The sequence below is a fragment of the Kitasatospora sp. NPDC101155 genome (assembly GCF_044768305.1).
GTDB lineage: Bacteria > Actinomycetota > Actinomycetes > Streptomycetales > Streptomycetaceae > Kitasatospora.
The window spans coordinates 36,503-52,227 of sequence record NZ_JBIWPN010000016.1; the positions used below are offsets into that span (position 1 = coordinate 36,503).

Below are 15,725 nucleotides of genomic sequence, written 5' to 3' on the forward strand. Positions count from 1 at the left end.
CGGACAGGGGGTGGGCCGGGAGGGCTGGGTTCAGCCTCGAGCGGGGTGGGTGAGGGTGTGCCAGGCGTTGTAGCCACCGAGGAGGTCGGAGATGTCGGTGTGCCCGTGGTTGCGCAGCAGGCTGGCGGCGATGGAGGAACGGTGGCCGCTGGCGCAGTGGACGACCAGGGGGCGGCCGGTGGAGATCTCGTTCAGGCGGCGGGGGAGCTCGGCCAGGGCGATGTGCAGGGATCCCTCGATGAATCCTGCTTCGCGTTCGCCGCAGCTGCGCACGTCCAGGACGGTGGGGGGCTGCTCACCGGCGAGTGCGGTCCGGAGCTGGTCGGCGGTGAGGCGGCTGGCGGGGGTGACCTCGTCGGCCAGGGCGGGCAGGACGCTGCTGGGGCTGCGCAGGTAGCCGACGATGCGATCGAAGCCGATGCGGGCGAGGCGGGTGATGACCTCGTCCTCACGGTCCTGGGGCGCGATGATCGCGATGGTGCTGTCAGGGGTGAGGACCGTGCCGGCCTGTTCGGCGAAGCGGCCGTCGATGGGGACGTTGATGGCGCCGCGGATGTGTCCCGCGCCGAAGTCCTGGGGGCTGCGGGTGTCGAGGACGACGGCGCCTGCGGCACGGACTTCCTTGAAGCCTTCGGGGCACAGGGGGCGGTCGGCATTCGTGCGGTCGAGCAGCGGGTGGTCCTGCCGGTTGAGGGCGGCGTCGTGGCCGAAGTAGGCGGGGGCGGCGGGCTGACCGGCGGCGACGATGCGGACGAAGGCGTCCTCATCCATGGGCTGGCAGGCGTAGTTGGTCAGGCGCTCTGCGCCGATGGTGGACTGCTTCTCGGTGGAGAGATTCTTGCCGCAGGCGGAACCGGCGCCGTGAGCAGGGAAGACGCGGACCTCGTCGGGCAGGACCATGAGCTTGCGGTGGACGCTGTCGTAGAGCATGGCGCCGAGATCCTCGGCGGTGACGCCGGCGGAGGCGAGCAGGTCAGGGCGGCCGACGTCGCCGATGAACAGGGCGTCGCCGGTGAGTACGCCGTAAGGGGTTTCGTCGGTCGCGTGCTCGTGGACGAGGATGCTGATCGACTCGGGGGTGTGTCCGGGGGTCTCCATGATCTGGAGGGTGACGTCGCCGAGGGAGATGCGTTCGCCGTCGGTGAGGTGGCGGATGGGGTACTCGGTCTCGGCGCGGTGGCTGTAGCCGATCCAGGCGCCGGTGCGGGCGGCGAGTTCGAGGTGGCCGGCGAGGAAATCGGCATGGAAGTGGGTGTTGATGACGCCGACGACGGTCAGGCCGCGCGCCGTGGCGTCGGCGAGGTACTCGTCGACGTCCCGGCGGGGGTCGACGATCACGGCCTGGCCGGTGGTCTCGTCGGCGATCAGGTAGGACGCCTGGGAGAGGCATTCCAGGTAGTACTGACTGAAGATCACGGGATGTCTCCTCGTTGGCGTCTGACCAGCTGGCCACACGCCCAAGCATACCCATGGGGGTATCTATTCCGACGGACGCAACCGCCCGACCCGCCTCTGTAGAGATACGGCTCCACACGGGGAACCCTCCTGGGCGGCATCTGGCACCGCGGCGCGGTCGCGAATGCGGCGATACCCCCACTCGTATATCTGCCAGCATACGACCTCCAGGGCCGATACGGGCGGGGGTATCTCCGAACGATTTCGATAATACCCCCGGGGGTACTATGGTGGGCATCGAGGGGGAACCGGCCGCCGCCGGACCGGGCACCGGCCGGGTACCGGCGGAGCCGAGGAAAGACCCGCCACCGCCACCGCCCGCACGGGCCCGGCGACGTGAAGACCGCGGCACCCCCGACGCGCCGGACCGCTGCGGTCCGGCCCGCACCACTGGAGAAACGCATGCCCCAGCTGCCGCCCGCCCCCGGGCAGACCACCCCCGTCCAGGCCCATGAACTGGCCCGCACCGGCGCCGCCGTGCTGCTCGACGTCCGCGAGGCCGCCGAGTTCAGCGCCGGGCATGCCCCCGGCGCCCTGCACCTGCCGCTGGTCGGACTGGCCGCAGGAGTCGAGCTGCCGCCCGAGGCCACCGGACGGACCGTCCTCGCGATCTGCCGCTCCGGCAACCGCTCCCGGCGCGCGGCCGAACTGCTCGCCGTGCGGGGCGTCGAGGTGCTGAACGTCGCCGGGGGCATGGGCGCCTGGGCACAGGCGGGCCTGCCGGTCACCACGCCGCGCGGCGGCGCCGGGCACGTCATATGACCACGCTGATCCTGGCGCTCGCCGCCGGCGCGGTGGTCGGGCTGGCGCTCGGCGGGCTCGGCGGCGGCGGCAGCATGCTGGCCGTCCCCGCCCTGGTCTACCTGCTCGGCTTCTCCCCGGCGCTGGCCACCACGGCGAGCCTGGTGATCGTCGCGGCCACCTCACTGACCGGCCTGCTCGCCCACGCCCGGGCCGGGCGGGTGCGCTGGCGCACCGGCGCCCTCTTCGCCGCCGCCGGACTACCCGCCGCCGCGGCCGCCGGAGCGCTGTCCGCCCACCTGCCGGGTGCGCTGCTGACCGGCGCCTTCGCGGTGCTGGCGGCGCTCGCGGCCTGGCGGATGCTGGTGCCACCCAAGGCGGAGCAGCAGAATCGATCCGCCGCCGGACCTGGCCGCTCCACGGCGGCCGGCGCCGGACTCGGCGCGGTCACCGGACTGCTCGGCGTCGGCGGCGGCTTCCTCGCCGTGCCCGCCCTGGTCTCGGCACTGGCCTTCACCATGGCCGAGGCGGTCGGCACCAGTCTGCTGGTCATCACCGCCAACTCCCTCGCCGCCCTGCTCCCCCGCCTCGGTGCGACCGGCTCAATCGACTGGGCCGTCGCCGCGCCCTTCACCGGCGCCGCGATCCTCGGCGCGTGGGACGGCAAACGGCTGGCCGACAAGCTCAGCGGACGCACGCTCCAGCGGGCCTTCGCGATCGCCCTGCTCGCCGTCGCCATCCTGATGCTGGTCACCACCCTCAGCTGACCGGCTCCCCCTCCGCTTCCCCTTCCCCTCCCCCTTCCACTTCCCCGGACACGGCCGCCCCGTCGCGCCGGTACCCCATCCCGAGAGGACCCCCGCTCCCATGACCACGCCACTGACCGTCGAGCAGCTCAAGTCCCGCCTCGGACAGCTGACCCTCATCGACGTCCGCTCCCCCGGCGAGTGCGCCGGCGGCCACATCCCCGGCGCCCTGAACATCCCGCTCGACCAGCTCCAGCACGCCCTGCCTGCGCTGCGCTGCGCTCCGCCGCCGGGAAGACCGAGCTCGCCGTGGTCTGCGCCGCCGGACAGCGCGCCCAGACCGCCTGCCGGCAGCTCGCCGAGGCAGGGATCACCGCCCTGGCGGTCACCGGCGGCACCAACGCCTGGACGGGCGCGGGCCACACCGTGGACCAGGTCGCCGACGTCCGCGCCGTCTGGGCGATGGACCGTCAGGTCCGCCTCGCGGCCGGTTCGATCGTCCTGCTCGGCATGCTCGTCGACCTCGCCCGGCCGGGCGCCCGCTGGGTGTCGGCCGCGGTCGGCGGCGGGCCGGTGTTCTCCGCGCTGACCAACAGCTGCGCGATGGGCACGATGCTGGGCAAGCTCCCGTACAACCGCCTCCGCCCGGGCACCCCGACCCTCGACGACACGCTCGCCGCGCTCGGTCGCTAAGGACGCGCCGAGAAACAACCCATCGCTTCGCGTTCTTGAGGTCATCATTGTGGTGTGAGCGCGGTGGAGGGGCTTGAGGCGTCGTTGGCAGCGAAGTTCGATGCGTTGTTTCCGCACCTGAATGAGCGTCAGCGGAGGCTGGTGATGGGGGCGGAGGCCAGGGCGCTCGGCCATGGCGGGATCAAGCTGGTCGCCCGGGCTGCCGGAGTGGGGGTGGTCACGGTCTCGCGGGGAGCGCGCGAGTTGGAAGGCGGGGAGGAGCCGCTCGACAGGGTGCGCAAGCCTGGCGGGGGCCGTAAACGGCTGGCCGATCTGAACTCGAGGCTGCGGCCTGCACTGCTGGCCCTGGTCGAGCCGGAGGAGCGCGGCGACCCGATGTCGCCGTCGCGCTCCCGCCTGACCACCCATCCATTGTATCGTTTTGCGCACGACCGTAGCGCAGATGAACCATATGCGATGGCGTCCAAGCCCCGGTGGTCACCGCCCGGCCGCGGCGGGCACCGCCTCCTCCTCCGGTACGGCGGGCTCCGGCAGGGTGCGGAACAGCGCCCAGCTCAGCAGCGGCATCGCCACCAGCGGCAGCAGCGCCGTCCGCAGCGAGGTCGCGTCCGCGAGGGCGCCGATCAGCGGGCTGACCAGGCCGCCGATACTGACCGTCAGCCCGAGCGTGATCCCGCTCGCGGTGCCGATCCGGCTGGGCAGGTAGTCCTGCCCGAGCGTGACCTGCAGCGAGAACGGCACGTACAGGCCCGCCGAGGTGAGCGCCACGAACAGGTACAGCGCCGGGCCCGGCACCAGCAGCACCCCGGCCACTGCCACCGCCCCGACCAGGTACGACCAGCGCGCGACCGCGACCCGACCCCACCGGTCCGCCAACGCGCCGCCCAGCACCGAGCCCACCGCGCCGCCCGCGTACAGCACCACCAGCGCGGCGGTGCCGGCCGCCGTGCCGCCGCCGAGGCGCTGGGTGGCGAACAGGGAAAGGAAGGTGCTGAGGCCGACGAAGGCGATCGAGCGGCACACCACGGCCAGCGACAGCTTCACGAAGGAGGCCCGGTCGTCCCGGCCCGCCTTCCGCGCCGCGCCCGCACCGCCGGCCCGCCGCCGCGCCAGCTCGCGCAGCACCGGCAGGCACAGCGCGGCGCCCGCCAGGGCCGGCAGCGCGAGCAGCGGGGTCAGCCGCAGCCCGCCGACCCCGACCGCCACGGCGACCAGCAGTGGCGCCGCCGCGAAGCCCAGGTTGCCGCCCAGCGAGAACCAGGCCATCCCCCGGTGGCCGGCCCCGGCGCCCTGCGCGACCGAGCGGGCCACCCGCGCCGACTCCGGGTGGTACGCGGCCACCCCGACGCCGGACAGCGCCACACAGGCGAGCGTCAGCCCGTACGAGCCGCCCACCCCGCTGAGCCCGATGCCCGCGCCGGCCAGCAGCGTGCTGACCGGCAGCAGCCAGGGCAGCGGCCACCGGTCGGTGAGCGCCCCGAACAGCGGCTGCGCCACCGAGGACAGCACCGAGGCGGCCAGCACCACACCGGACACGGCGGCGTAGCCGTAGCCGCGCTCGGCCACCAGGAAGGGCACCAGGGCGGCCACCGCGCCCTGGTAGACGTCCACACAGGCGTGTCCGACGGACAGCAGCGTGATCGCCGAGTTGTACGGCAGTACGGTCGACTTCTCCGACCGGTTTTCTGACGATAGTTTCAGCACCCCGCCATGCTGGAGTCCACACCCTTTGTCGGACTTCCGATAATCTGCCAGCCAATGTCGAAGATCCGCCACGATCCCGTCGCACCGACCCGCGCCCAATTGCTGCCCTCCGGCACCGGGATCGACGCCCACCGCCACGACGACCACCAGATCGCCTACGCCGCCCGGGGCGTGGTCGCGATCACCACCGACGCCGGCTCCTGGGTCGCCCCCGGCAACCGCGCGCTCTGGATCCCGGCCGGCGCCATCCATTCCCACCAGGCGCACGGCGAACTCGAACTCCACCTCGTCGGCCTGCCCGCCACCGAGAACCCGCTCGCCCTCGACCGGCCCACCGTCCTCGCCGTCGGCCCACTGCTGCGCGAGCTGATCGTCGCCTACACCCGCGCCCCCGAGGACGACGGCCCCGAACGCGCCCGGCTGCGCGCCGTCCTGCTCGACCAGCTGCGCGCCTCACCCCAGCAGCCGCTGCACCTGCCCACCCCGACCACGCCCCTGCTCCAGTCACTGTGCGAGCTGCTGCACGCCGATCCCGCCGACCGCCGCACCCTCGCCGAACTCGGCCGGGCCGTCGGCGCCAGCGACCGCACGCTCTCCCGACTGTTCCGCGCCGACCTCGGGATGACCTTCCCCCAGTGGCGCACCCAGCTGCGGCTGCACCACGCGCTGGTGCTGCTCGCCGAGGGGCAGCCGGTCACCGCCGTCGCGCACCGCTGCGGCTGGGCCTCCGCCAGCGCCTTCATCGACGTCTTCCGCCGCACCTTCGGCCACACCCCGGGCGGCCACCCGGCGCGCTGAAGGCTCCGGTTGTCCGTGCCGGGTGGCAGGCTTGGGGGCATGTGCGGCCGCTTCGTCTCCACCACCACGCCCCAGGACCTCGTCTCGCTGCTCGGAGAGCTCCGCTGGGACCCGGCCGAGACCTTCGCGCCGAGCTGGAACGTCGCCCCCAGCGACCCGATCCCGGCCGTGCTGGAACGCCTGGACCGGGACACCGGCGAGCTGCTGCGCCAACTGCGCCCGCTGCGCTGGGGCCTCGTCCCCTCCTGGTCCAAGGACCCGTCCGGCGGCGCCCGGATGATCAACGCCCGCTCCGAGACCGTCGACACCAAGCCCGCCTTCCGCAAGGCCTTCACCTCCCGCCGCTGCGTCATCCCCGCAGACGGCTACTTCGAGTGGCGCGAAGTCCCCGCCACCGCCGACCGCAAGAAGTACAAGCAGCCGTACTTCCTCAGCACTGGCGGCGTGATGCTGATGGCCGGCCTCTACGAGTTCTGGCGCGACCGCACCCGCGCCGACGACGACCCGCACGCCTGGCTCGCCACCGCCACCATCATCACCACCGACGCCACCGACTCGGCCGGCCGCATCCACGACCGGATGCCGCTCACCATCGCCCCGGACGACGTGCCCGTCTGGCTCTCCCCCACCCACACCGACCCCGCCGAGCTCCATCACCTGCTGCGCCGCCCCACCGACGGCGCCCTGCGGGTGCGCGCCGTCCCACCCACCGTCAACAGCGTGCGCGCGCCCAATGGCCCGCAGCTGCTCGACACCGCCCCCGATCCGCTGGGCCTGGCCGACTGACCCGCCTTCAGGGATTCCGCTGACAGCCCGTTCGGTCGGCACGACGGTGGGCGGGCGGAGCCGAACGCGGGGGTGGGGGCGCCGAAGTGTTGATGTCCACGCGGTCGCCGGGGTAGCCGTGGACCGCGCCGAAGCGGGTGCTGGCGGGCTATCCGTTGGCTGCGGCGGTCCGGCCTCCTCGCGGACCCGCCGCCCCGCACGCCCGCCGCGAGGGTGTCAGCGGCGGCCGCAGTCGATCGACGGGTCGGTCAGGCGGTCACCGTCCACTCGGGTTCCGGCCTGTTTGACCTGGCGGAGGACCGGGCTGACCTCCATGCCTTCGACGCCGGACAGGCTTCCGACACGATCGGTGGTGAACTCGAACAGTTCGTCGAGGTCGCGGCACTGTACGACGGCATGGAGGTTGTGCGGTCCGGACACCGCGGCGGCGAATCCCACCTCGGGCATCTGCGCCATCGCCCGCCCCACGGCCTTGATCCTGCCCGGGTGGACCCGCATCCACAGGTTCGCCCGGGCCCGGTGTCCCAGGGCCATCGGTGCGACCTCCACATCGATGTCGACCACTCCACTCGCGAGCAGCGCGTGCAGACGTCGTGACGCTCGGCCCGGGGTGAGGTCGGCCGCGGCCGCGAGGTCGACGAGACCGGCCCGTCCGTCGGCGGCGAGGGCCGCGAGCAGCTTCTCGTCATGGGCGCCGATCTGCGACGGCTGGTTCCGTACGACCGGCCGTTCGGTGAACGGGCTGTCGCCGGACCCGAGTGCGGACTCCTCCTCGGGGGTCAGGGTTCCGGTGAGAGCGGCCCAGTAGTGCCCGCGTCCGCCGACGAACTGGCGGAGCATCACCGACGCCTGCAGGTCGAGCACGGCGGCGGTGCGGGGGAGCCGACGGCCGAGCAGGTCGTCACGTTGCTCCTGTGATCGCGAGCGCACGGCGAAGGTGACCTCCGAGCCGGCAGCGCTCAGGGCGACCCAGCCGACGTCGTCGCGTTGCGCGAGCGCCTCGGCGATGGCCGTGGCGCTGCCGGGCCGGCAGCGCGGGCGCACCATCCACCGACTCTGCCCGAGCGCTCCGGGATTGACCACCCCGATCACACGGATCGCCCCGGCACGCCGCATCCGGCGGTAGCGGCGGGCGACGGTCGACTCGGAGAGCCCGAGGACCGTCGCCACCGTCGCGAATCCGACCCGCGGATCAATCTGAAGCGCTCGAAGGATTCGCACATCATCCGGTTCGAGGGTGACGGAATCAGCGATTTCCCGGCGCATCATGGCGGCGACCCTACAGAAGGGGCCGCTTTCGGGCCTCTGCGCGCCGCGCATCGCCGAGGCTTGCGGGGACACGGCGGAAGCGGTGCGCGGCGTCGCTCTACCCGGCCCGCCCTCATCGACTCCCGCGCACTCACCCTGACGAACGGGACGACGACATGACGCTCATCGCCATCGAAGAACACTGGATCATGCCGGGCCTGACGTCCGCCCTCCAGGCCGCCCCGCCCGAACTCCGCGACGACAGCCTCGCCTTCAACGAGATGGGCGACAACCGGCAGCGCCTGGAGGACCTCGGCGCCGGCCGGATCGCCGCGATGGACGCCCAGGGGATCGACGTGTCGATCATCGCCCTGACGCCACCGGGAACCCATCCGCTCACCCCTGCGGAAGCCGTCCGACTCAGTCGCGCCGCCAACGACCTCGCCGCCGAGGCCGTCACCGACAACCCGTCAAGGCTCCGGGTGCTGTCGACCCTGCCCGTGTCGGCGCCGAACGAAGTTGCCCGCGAGCTCCAGCGGGCCGCCGACCTGGGCCACGTCGGCACCATGGTCTACGGCCGGTCAGGCGACCTCTTCCTGGACGACCCCGTCTACGACGACTTCTTCGCCGCAGCGGCACGGCTCGGCCAGCCGGTGTTCCTCCACCCCCAACTGCCCTCCCCCGCGCTTCGCGACGCGTCCTACCGCGGCTTCGCCCCCATGACGGACCTCGCCCTGGCCACCTTCGGATGGGGATGGCATCTCGACGCCGCGACAGCCGCACTACGACTGATCCTGCGAGGCACCTTCGACCGGCACCCCGACCTCCAGGTCGTGCTCGGCCACTGGGGCGAATGCTGCTGTTCTGGCTGGACCGGGCCGACCGTCCTTCCCACATCGCCGACCTGCCACGACCGGTGTCGGACTACCTGCGGTCGAACTTCTTCATCACCGCCTCCGGCATGCTCAACCCGGCGCTCCTGCACCACGCCCTGTCGGTGACGACCGTGGACCGCCTGCTGTTCTCCACCGACTACCCCTTCCATCGTCCGACCCGCGAGGACATCGCGACCTTCCTCGGCCACTTCGCCTCCGACACGGACCGCGAGAAGTTCTCTTCGGCCAACGCGGCCGCCTTGTACGGCCTCGGCATCTGACACCAGAGGCCGACCCCACCAATCCGGTCACGACGCGGACGGCCAGGCCTCGTGCAGCGCGTCGACCAAGCCTTCACGTTCATCGGCGCCGTCGTATCCCTTCCCTACAGTGCGGGCGGCAGCGCGCAGGCCTCCGGTGCCACCGCCCACGGCCGGGCTTGCTGAATCGGCAAACGGCCTCGCCTTTTCAACGAGGGCTTCCGCATGATCGACAGATGGGTCGACGAAGACGGCGGAAGGGCGCCGTCCGGGGGCACCGCCGACTCACGATCCTGGAGGAGACGCATGTCGCAGCACGTCACGGAGATCACCCACCGGTTGATCCCCTCGCCGGGAGGCCGGATCCACCTCGCGGAGCAGGGCGCCGGGCCGCTGGTGCTCCTCCTCCACGGCTTCCCCGAGTCCTGGTACTCCTGGCGCCACCAGCTGCCGGTCCTCGCGGCTGCGGGATACCGTGCGGTCGCCATCGACGTCCGCGGCTACGGCCGCTCCTCCAAGCCCCTCGCGACGGACGCCTACCGAATGCTCGACCTGGTGGAGGACAACGTCGCGGCGGTCCACGCCCTTGGCGAGGAGTCGGCGGTGGTCATCGGCCACGACTGGGGCGCGACCATCGCCGCGACCTCCGCCCTGCTCCGACCCGATGTCTTCCGCGCTGTGGGGCTGCTGAGCGTTCCCTACACCCCGCCCGGCGGGCCCCGCCCGAGCGACGTCTTCGCCCGGTTGGGCGGGGACGAGGAGTTCTACGTCTCGTACTTCCAGGAGCCGGGCCGTGCCGAGGCCGAGATCGAGCCCGACGTACGCGGCTGGCTCGCGGGCTTCTACGCGGCCCTGTCCGCGGACACCATGCCCGCACCCGGCGCCCCCGATCCACACTTCGTCAGCAGCGGCGGAACGCTGCGCGACAGGTTTCCGCTCGGCCGGCTGCCCGCCTGGCTCGACGACAGTGACCTCGACGTCTACGCCGGGGAGTTCGAACGCACCGGTGTGACCGGAGCGCTCAACCGCTACCGGAACATGGACCGCGACTGGGAGGACCTCGCCGCCTTCCACGGCGCCCCCATCACCCAGCCGTCCCTGTTCGTCGGGGGCAGCATGGACGCTTCCACGACCTGGCTGGCCGACGCGATCAAGGCGTACCCGACCACCCTGCCCGGGCTGGTCTCCTCCCACGTCGTCGACGGATGCGGCCACTGGATCCAGCAGGAACGCCCCGCCGAGATCAGCCGGCTCCTGACCGACTGGCTCGCCGCCCTGCCCGCCTGAGGTGCCCGCCCTCGTATCCCGGTGAAGGGCTACCGATGCGCTGTGAGGCAGCGCCCTCCCGGGTGCGCGCCGCTCCCACGTCCGACCGGCCACGGCCGATCGGACGTGGCCTCGAGCCCTCCTCCTCTCCGTCGTGCTTGCCGGACCAGGAACGTGAGCGCAGCCCGGGCCCTGCACCCCCGGCAGGGCCCAACACCGGAGTCGGCAGCGCGAGTTCGGCCACTTCGTACGGCATCGTGGCCGGTCAGCGATGGTGTGTCAGCTCGGCGGGAAGATCGCTGGGTATAGTGCAGGCGTTTCGGGGAAGCCGCGACCCGGAGTCGGTCGACCGCGCGCGCCACCTCGCGTTCATCGACATCCGGGCCCCTGGCAGAGCCCCGACGACCACATCACTGAGGAGGCCGTCCCATGGAACCCGTCACGCTGATCACCGGTGGCTCGACCGGAATCGGCGCCGCCACCGCCCGCGCCCTGCTCAAGCAGGGCCACAGCGTGGCCGTCACCGGACGTGACGCGGACAAGCTGGCCGCCTTCGCCGCTTCGGCCGGAGCGGGCGAGCGGCTGCTGACGATCACCGGCGACACCAGCCACGAGCACGACGTCGCCTCCGCCGTGCGCCACGTGGTGGACGCGTGGGGTCGACTGGACAACGTCATCGCCAACGCCGGTTTCTCACTGCCCGGCACCCTGGAGAGCCACGCCCCCGAGGACATGCGCGCCATGGTCCTCACCAACGTCCTGGGCCCGGCCCTGCTGGTGCGGGAGACCTTGCCGCATCTCAGGGAGTCCAAGGGCCGGATCGTGATCATCGGTTCGGTCGCCGGGGTGCGCAACACGCCCGGCAACCTGTACTCGGTCACCAAGTGGGCCGCGCACGCGCTGGCCGAGAACACCCGCCTGCTGGTCGGCAAGGACGGAATCGGCGTGACCGTCGTCGCCCCCGGGGTGGTGGACACCCCGTTCTGGCACGAGCGCGGCGGCACCCCCGAGGCGGCGCCGGTGATGACCCCCGAGCAGATCGCGGACACGATCGTCTTCGCCGTCAACCAGCCTCCGGGCGTGGACATCAACCACATCACCATCCGGCCGACCGGGCAGCTCGGCTGACGCCGCGCTCCCAATGACCGTACGACAAGGCGTCTTCGGCCCCCGCCGCACACCACGCGGTACTGGCCGAAGGCGCCTTCGGGTGTCCGGGTGGACGCGCGGCGTCATTCTCCCGTGGGTGGTTGTCCGTCTCCGGGTGCTTGCCGCGGTCCCTGGCGTGGGTCGTGGCCGGCTCGCCCTTGTGGACGACCTGGTCCGTGGTCGCGGTGGTACGGAGAGTCGGGGTTGTGTGCGTCAGGTGCGGCGGGTGAGGCCGGTGCGTTTGACGGTGGCCAGGAGCGGGGTGGTGTCGAGGGTGGTGATCCCGTTCAGGGGGCCGACGGTGGTGATGAGGAAGGTGTAGAGGGCGTCGAGGTCTGCTGCGGCGAGGACGACGAGGAGATTGGCGGGGCCGGTGGTGGCGGCAGCGGATGCGCAGGGCCATGGGGATCAGGTAGGGGAAGTGCACGGGGTTGCGGACGGCGGTGGCGCGCAGGGTGCCGTCGGCGTACAGGGCCTGGCCGGCTTCGAGCAGCGCGCACGCGCCGCCGCTCTGGGCATCCCCGTCACCATCCAGCAGCCGCTGCTGCACGACACCGCTGAGGTGGAACGGGGCTTCTGGGGCCCGGAACGCGTCGCCGCGCTCTTCCCCGCCCGGGGCTGGCTCGACCAAGGCGCCCTGGTGGCCGCCGGATCCGACTTTCCCGTCGGCCGGTTCGGCGCCATGCGCTCGGTATGGGGCATGACGACCCGCCAGACCGTCATCGGTGTCCAAGGGAGCGAGCACGCCATCACCTACGACGAGGCCGTCGCCCTGCACACCGCCAACGCCGCCCACTGCCCCGCCGACGCCCTGCGCGACCTCAACCCCACCCACACCCTTCTCGGCGGCCTGCCCGTCCATCACCCCGAACCGATCAACTGATGCCCGCCGGCTGAAGCAGGGCACAGGAGTCGCAACCGGGCCGGGCGCCCATCAGCACCCGGCCCGGTCCTGCTCCCGCTCCCGCTCGCTCGCCGTCAGCGCTGGCGCACCGCGGTGAAGCCGCAGACGGGCGTGCAGAGAGTGACGATCCCGCTGTAGCGGTAGGTGGTCCGCCCCCGGGAGATGCTGTGCACGGTCAACTTCTCCCGCAGGGTCGGCTGGTGGCAGCGCGGGCAGGCCGCGGCGACCGGCTTGCCCCAGGGGCGGTTCGGGTTGAGCTTGGTGGCCGCCACCACCATCAGGACCACGGCGAGGCCGGCGCCGCCGAAGCCGACCACCCGCCACACGCCGTTCGAGGACTCCCGGCGGTCGATCATCTCGTCGTAGCTGTAGGTGCCCCCGCCACCGTGGTTGGACCAGATCCGGCACTCGCTGTCCCGGGTCATGGTCTTGCCGTCACAGGTCGGGGCACTGGTCGGGTCGGACTTGCCGACCACCAGCGCCAGGAACAGCCCGACGGCGGCGAGGAGCCCCAGCACCACCAACGCCGTCGTCCGGCTACGGCCGTTGTGGAGGCGCGTGCGCTCTTTCACCGCCGTATCGATCACAGCGTGCGCCATGTTGCTGCCGTCGACCGCCACCACACGTCTCCTGTTGTTCGCGTTCTGTGCCCACATGTTCCCCCGGTCGGCCGGGGTTGCCCCGAACCCACCATGATCTGGGCGCTTTCGCAGGGGACTTGGCGATTTCTTGACCTCGGATCGCGCCTCCGCCGGACCAGCGGTCAGCCCTGCGGCGCCACCGAGGCCAGATAGGCCTCCGCCTTCCCGGGGTCGAGGAACCACTCCTCCAGGTCCGCCGGGCCGTCGAAGGAGTTGGCGAACCGGTCTGCCACGGCCGGGACTTGACCGCCCGCGACGAGCAGGTCGAGGACGTGCGGGGGCGGCGGCATGAGCATCGCGTTGGTCCAGGCGGTGGTGACGCGCCCGCAGGCCGTCCAGAACCGGTCGAAGGCGGCCTGCTGGAAGTCCCGGTCGAAGGGCTTGTCGCCGTGAGCCAGGATCGCCTCCAGGTAGACGGCGGCGCACTTGGCGGCGTTGTTGGAACCCTGGCCGGTGATCGGGTCGTTGGTGACGACCACGTCCGCGACGCCCAACACCGACTCGCCGCCCGGAAGTTCGCCGATCGGTCGGCGGACCGTCGGGGTGAACCTGCCCGCCAGGGTGGCGCCGGAGTCGGTGAGCTCGACGCCGGAGCGGGCCCGATCGTACTCCCAAGGTGTGAAGCTCTTCATCAACTCCAGTGTCACCCGCAGGTGTTCGGCCGGGTCACGAAGCCCGTCGAAGGCGTCCGCCGGGCCGCCCGGGACAGCCTCCCAGAGCACGGCGTCACAGGGCCCGGCCGCGGTCAGCACCGGCATGACGAAGAGCTCGCCGATACCGGGCACCACGTTGCAGCGCACCGCCGGGAAGTCGTGCTCGGGGCGCGGCGCGAGTCCGTACACATAGCTGGCGGCCAGCGCCCGTTGCGGCCGCGTGTACGGGGACCGCTCCTCGTCGCGCTCGAACAGCGAGGCCAGCGAGCCCTTGCCGGCGGCGACCAGCACCAACTCGTACGAGCGGGCGAGGTGTTCGAGGTCGGCGGCGCTCACCTGCCGCAGTTCCACCCGGCCGCCGCGCTCGGCGAACAGCTCCAGCCAGGCGGACATCTTCAGCCGCTGGTCGACGGACTGCGCGCAGGCCTCCAGCTGCCCGATCCAGTCGATCACCCGCGCCGACTCCGGCCCGGAGACCGACACGCCGACCCCCTCGATCCGGGGCGCCTGCTCGGCCCACCGGTCCAGGCCGAGGGCGCGCTCGGTGCGCAGCGCGGAGTCGAACATGCACTGGGTGGACAGCACCCGCCCGTCCCGCACCTCCGGCGCGGTGCGGTCGGTCAGCAGCGTCACGTCGTAGCCGTGGGACTGCAGCCCGAGAGCCAGTTGGAGGCCGGACTGCCCGGCGCCGACGATCAGAATCCTGCGCATCGCCCCTGCTTTCTTGGTGGTCCGTCCGGGCCCGGCCGCCCACCCCGCCCGGTTGCCAGTGGCCTGGATATCAGTCCTGGGCGCCCGCGTCCACGGCGCCGACACGCCTGGGTGGCACCGATCCCCCGGGGCGCCATCGGGATGTCGATTTGAAAAATTCTTCAAGTTCATAGAGGGTGACCTGTCGCCGACAACCCGCGCCGACGGCCCGGGCAGCACAGACAGGACACCAGAGCGAATGAGCGACAACCTCCCCCCGTGCCCCTCGTGCTCCAGCGAGTACACCTATGAGATGAACGCCCTGATGGTCTGCCCCGAGTGCGGCCACGAGTGGGTGCCAGCCGAGGGCGACGCCGAGCAGGCGGCCGGCGCCGGCGAGCGGGAGATCCGGGACGCGGTCGGCAACGTGCTCAGCGACGGCGACACCGTGACCGTGGTCAAGGCACTCAAGGTCAAGGGCAGCGCCTCGGGCATCAAGGCGGGCACCAAGGTCCGCAACATCCGCCTGGTGGACGGCGTGGACGGCCACGACATCGACTGCCGGATCGAGGGCTTCGGCGCGATGCAGCTCAAGTCCAGCGTGGTGAAGAAGGTCTGAGACCGAAGCCCGAACAGCTGAACCGCCATACGGCTGAACGGCTGAACGGCGACGGCCCGTGCGAGCGATCGGCTCGTACGGGCCGTCGCCGTTTCCGCCAACTCCTCCGCTACGCCTCCTCGCAGGACACCCCCTGCGCCACCGGCTCGGCGTCCTCCCGGTCCAGGTAGGCGTTGAACTCCCCGAGCAGAACGGCCATCGCGGCCGCGAAGCCCCGGCGGTGGTCCTCCTTGGTCATCGCGGCGGCAGCGGCGGCGTCGACCTGCTCTCCGCCAACCGCCCCCGCCGCGGCGCGAGCGCACCCACCCCGCCCTCCAGTCGCACCAGCGCCGCTGGGCCGACACGCTGGCGGACGGGCGCTACGAGGCCGTCGACTCCGGCCACTTCATCCAGGCAGAGCAGCCGGCGCTGGTCGCCGACGGCGTCCGCGAGCTGCTCGACCGGGGCTGAGGCAGAACCACCGCTCCACGGGTGAGCGTTCCGGCGCAAAGCGGGCC

The 15,725-nt window shown here is 72.2% G+C and carries 16 protein-coding genes and 3 pseudogenes; 12 read left to right on the top strand and 7 right to left on the bottom strand.

From position 1 onward, the window contains the following. Positions 1-30 precede the first annotated feature (30 nt). The gene (locus ACIRYZ_RS24350; RefSeq protein ID WP_402947521.1) at positions 31-1,416 is read right to left on the bottom strand and encodes a rhodanese-like domain-containing protein; all 1,386 of its coding nucleotides are present in this window, start codon (positions 1,414-1,416) and stop codon (positions 31-33) included. 441 nt (positions 1,417-1,857) lie between these two features. On the opposite strand from ACIRYZ_RS24350, the gene ACIRYZ_RS24355 reads away from it, so the two are divergent. The 4 genes and pseudogenes from ACIRYZ_RS24355 to ACIRYZ_RS24370 form a co-directional block, all read left to right on the top strand. Then, complete coding sequence (locus ACIRYZ_RS24355) at positions 1,858-2,217, top strand: rhodanese-like domain-containing protein (RefSeq protein ID WP_402947523.1); 360 nt, start codon at positions 1,858-1,860, stop codon at positions 2,215-2,217. Next, on the top strand, positions 2,214-2,963 hold the full coding sequence (locus ACIRYZ_RS24360; protein WP_402947526.1) for a sulfite exporter TauE/SafE family protein: 750 nt from the start codon (positions 2,214-2,216) through the stop codon (positions 2,961-2,963). Before ACIRYZ_RS24355 ends, ACIRYZ_RS24360 begins: the two co-directional genes overlap by 4 nt. Before the next feature lie 100 nt (positions 2,964-3,063). Next, positions 3,064-3,635, top strand: a pseudogene (locus ACIRYZ_RS24365) (rhodanese-like domain-containing protein). A gap of 144 nt (positions 3,636-3,779) precedes the next feature. Beyond that, a pseudogene (locus ACIRYZ_RS24370) lies at positions 3,780-4,079 on the top strand (ISAzo13 family transposase); the annotation flags it as partial. A gap of 33 nt (positions 4,080-4,112) precedes the next feature. On the opposite strand, the gene ACIRYZ_RS24375 reads toward ACIRYZ_RS24370, so the two are convergent. Further along, positions 4,113-5,294 carry an MFS transporter gene (locus ACIRYZ_RS24375; protein ID WP_402947817.1) on the bottom strand — a complete coding sequence of 394 codons (1,182 nt, stop codon included), beginning with the start codon at positions 5,292-5,294 and terminating at the stop codon, positions 4,113-4,115. A 99-nt stretch (positions 5,295-5,393) separates the two neighbouring features. On the opposite strand from ACIRYZ_RS24375, the gene ACIRYZ_RS24380 reads away from it, so the two are divergent. Then, complete coding sequence (locus ACIRYZ_RS24380) at positions 5,394-6,137, top strand: AraC family transcriptional regulator (RefSeq protein ID WP_402947528.1); 744 nt, start codon at positions 5,394-5,396, stop codon at positions 6,135-6,137. A 39-nt stretch (positions 6,138-6,176) separates the two neighbouring features. Then, positions 6,177-6,923, top strand: coding sequence for an SOS response-associated peptidase (locus ACIRYZ_RS24385; RefSeq protein ID WP_402947531.1), 747 nt, complete (start codon positions 6,177-6,179; stop codon positions 6,921-6,923). Positions 6,924-7,139: 216 nt separating this feature from the next. On the opposite strand, the gene ACIRYZ_RS24390 is transcribed toward ACIRYZ_RS24385, so the two are convergent. Continuing rightward, positions 7,140-8,243: an Lrp/AsnC family transcriptional regulator gene (locus tag ACIRYZ_RS24390; protein WP_402947819.1), complete on the bottom strand. Its 1,104-nt coding sequence runs from the start codon at positions 8,241-8,243 to the stop codon at positions 7,140-7,142. Between the two features lie 104 nt (positions 8,244-8,347). Between ACIRYZ_RS24390 and ACIRYZ_RS24395 the strand changes: the two genes are divergently transcribed. The 4 genes from ACIRYZ_RS24395 (at position 8,348) to ACIRYZ_RS24410 (ending at position 11,700) form a co-directional block, all read left to right on the top strand. Further along, the gene (locus tag ACIRYZ_RS24395) at positions 8,348-9,172 is read left to right on the top strand and encodes an amidohydrolase family protein (RefSeq protein WP_402947534.1); all 825 of its coding nucleotides are present in this window, start codon (positions 8,348-8,350) and stop codon (positions 9,170-9,172) included. After that, complete coding sequence (locus ACIRYZ_RS24400; protein ID WP_402947536.1) at positions 9,088-9,327, top strand: amidohydrolase family protein; 240 nt, start codon at positions 9,088-9,090, stop codon at positions 9,325-9,327. The genes ACIRYZ_RS24395 and ACIRYZ_RS24400 overlap by 85 nt, the downstream gene beginning before the upstream one ends. A 285-nt stretch (positions 9,328-9,612) precedes the next feature. Then, a complete protein-coding gene (locus ACIRYZ_RS24405) occupies positions 9,613-10,593 on the top strand; it encodes an alpha/beta fold hydrolase (protein ID WP_402947539.1) in 981 nt (326 codons plus the stop codon). Between the two features lie 408 nt (positions 10,594-11,001). Beyond that, entirely contained in the window at positions 11,002-11,700 is a 699-nt protein-coding gene (locus ACIRYZ_RS24410; protein ID WP_402947542.1) for an SDR family oxidoreductase, read from the top strand. A gap of 234 nt (positions 11,701-11,934) precedes the next feature. On the opposite strand, the pseudogene ACIRYZ_RS24415 reads toward ACIRYZ_RS24410, so the two are convergent. Next, positions 11,935-12,048 (bottom strand): annotated as a pseudogene (locus ACIRYZ_RS24415) (Lrp/AsnC family transcriptional regulator); the annotation flags it as partial. Positions 12,049-12,142: 94 nt separating this feature from the next. Here ACIRYZ_RS24415 and ACIRYZ_RS24420 point away from each other — a divergent pair. Then, positions 12,143-12,604 (top strand): amidohydrolase family protein, encoded by a 462-nt coding sequence (locus ACIRYZ_RS24420; RefSeq protein WP_402947545.1) that lies wholly within the window; start codon positions 12,143-12,145, stop codon positions 12,602-12,604. Between the two features lie 95 nt (positions 12,605-12,699). Here ACIRYZ_RS24420 and ACIRYZ_RS24425 read toward each other — a convergent pair whose 3' ends face one another. Together ACIRYZ_RS24425 and ACIRYZ_RS24430 are read right to left on the bottom strand one after the other, a co-directional pair. After that, a complete protein-coding gene (locus ACIRYZ_RS24425; protein WP_402947547.1) occupies positions 12,700-13,197 on the bottom strand; it encodes a hypothetical protein in 498 nt (165 codons plus the stop codon). A gap of 191 nt (positions 13,198-13,388) precedes the next feature. Next, positions 13,389-14,630 (bottom strand): styrene monooxygenase/indole monooxygenase family protein, encoded by a 1,242-nt coding sequence (locus ACIRYZ_RS24430; RefSeq protein WP_402947550.1) that lies wholly within the window; start codon positions 14,628-14,630, stop codon positions 13,389-13,391. A 238-nt stretch (positions 14,631-14,868) separates the two neighbouring features. Between ACIRYZ_RS24430 and ACIRYZ_RS24435 the strand changes: the two genes are divergently transcribed. Further along, positions 14,869-15,228: a zinc ribbon domain-containing protein YjdM gene (locus ACIRYZ_RS24435; RefSeq protein ID WP_402947551.1), complete on the top strand. Its 360-nt coding sequence runs from the start codon at positions 14,869-14,871 to the stop codon at positions 15,226-15,228. Positions 15,229-15,337: 109 nt separating this feature from the next. Here the strand turns inward: ACIRYZ_RS24435 and ACIRYZ_RS24440 are convergent, their stop codons facing one another. After that, on the bottom strand, positions 15,338-15,466 hold the full coding sequence (locus ACIRYZ_RS24440; protein WP_402947553.1) for a hypothetical protein: 129 nt from the start codon (positions 15,464-15,466) through the stop codon (positions 15,338-15,340). Between the last annotated feature and the right edge of the window lie 259 nt (positions 15,467-15,725).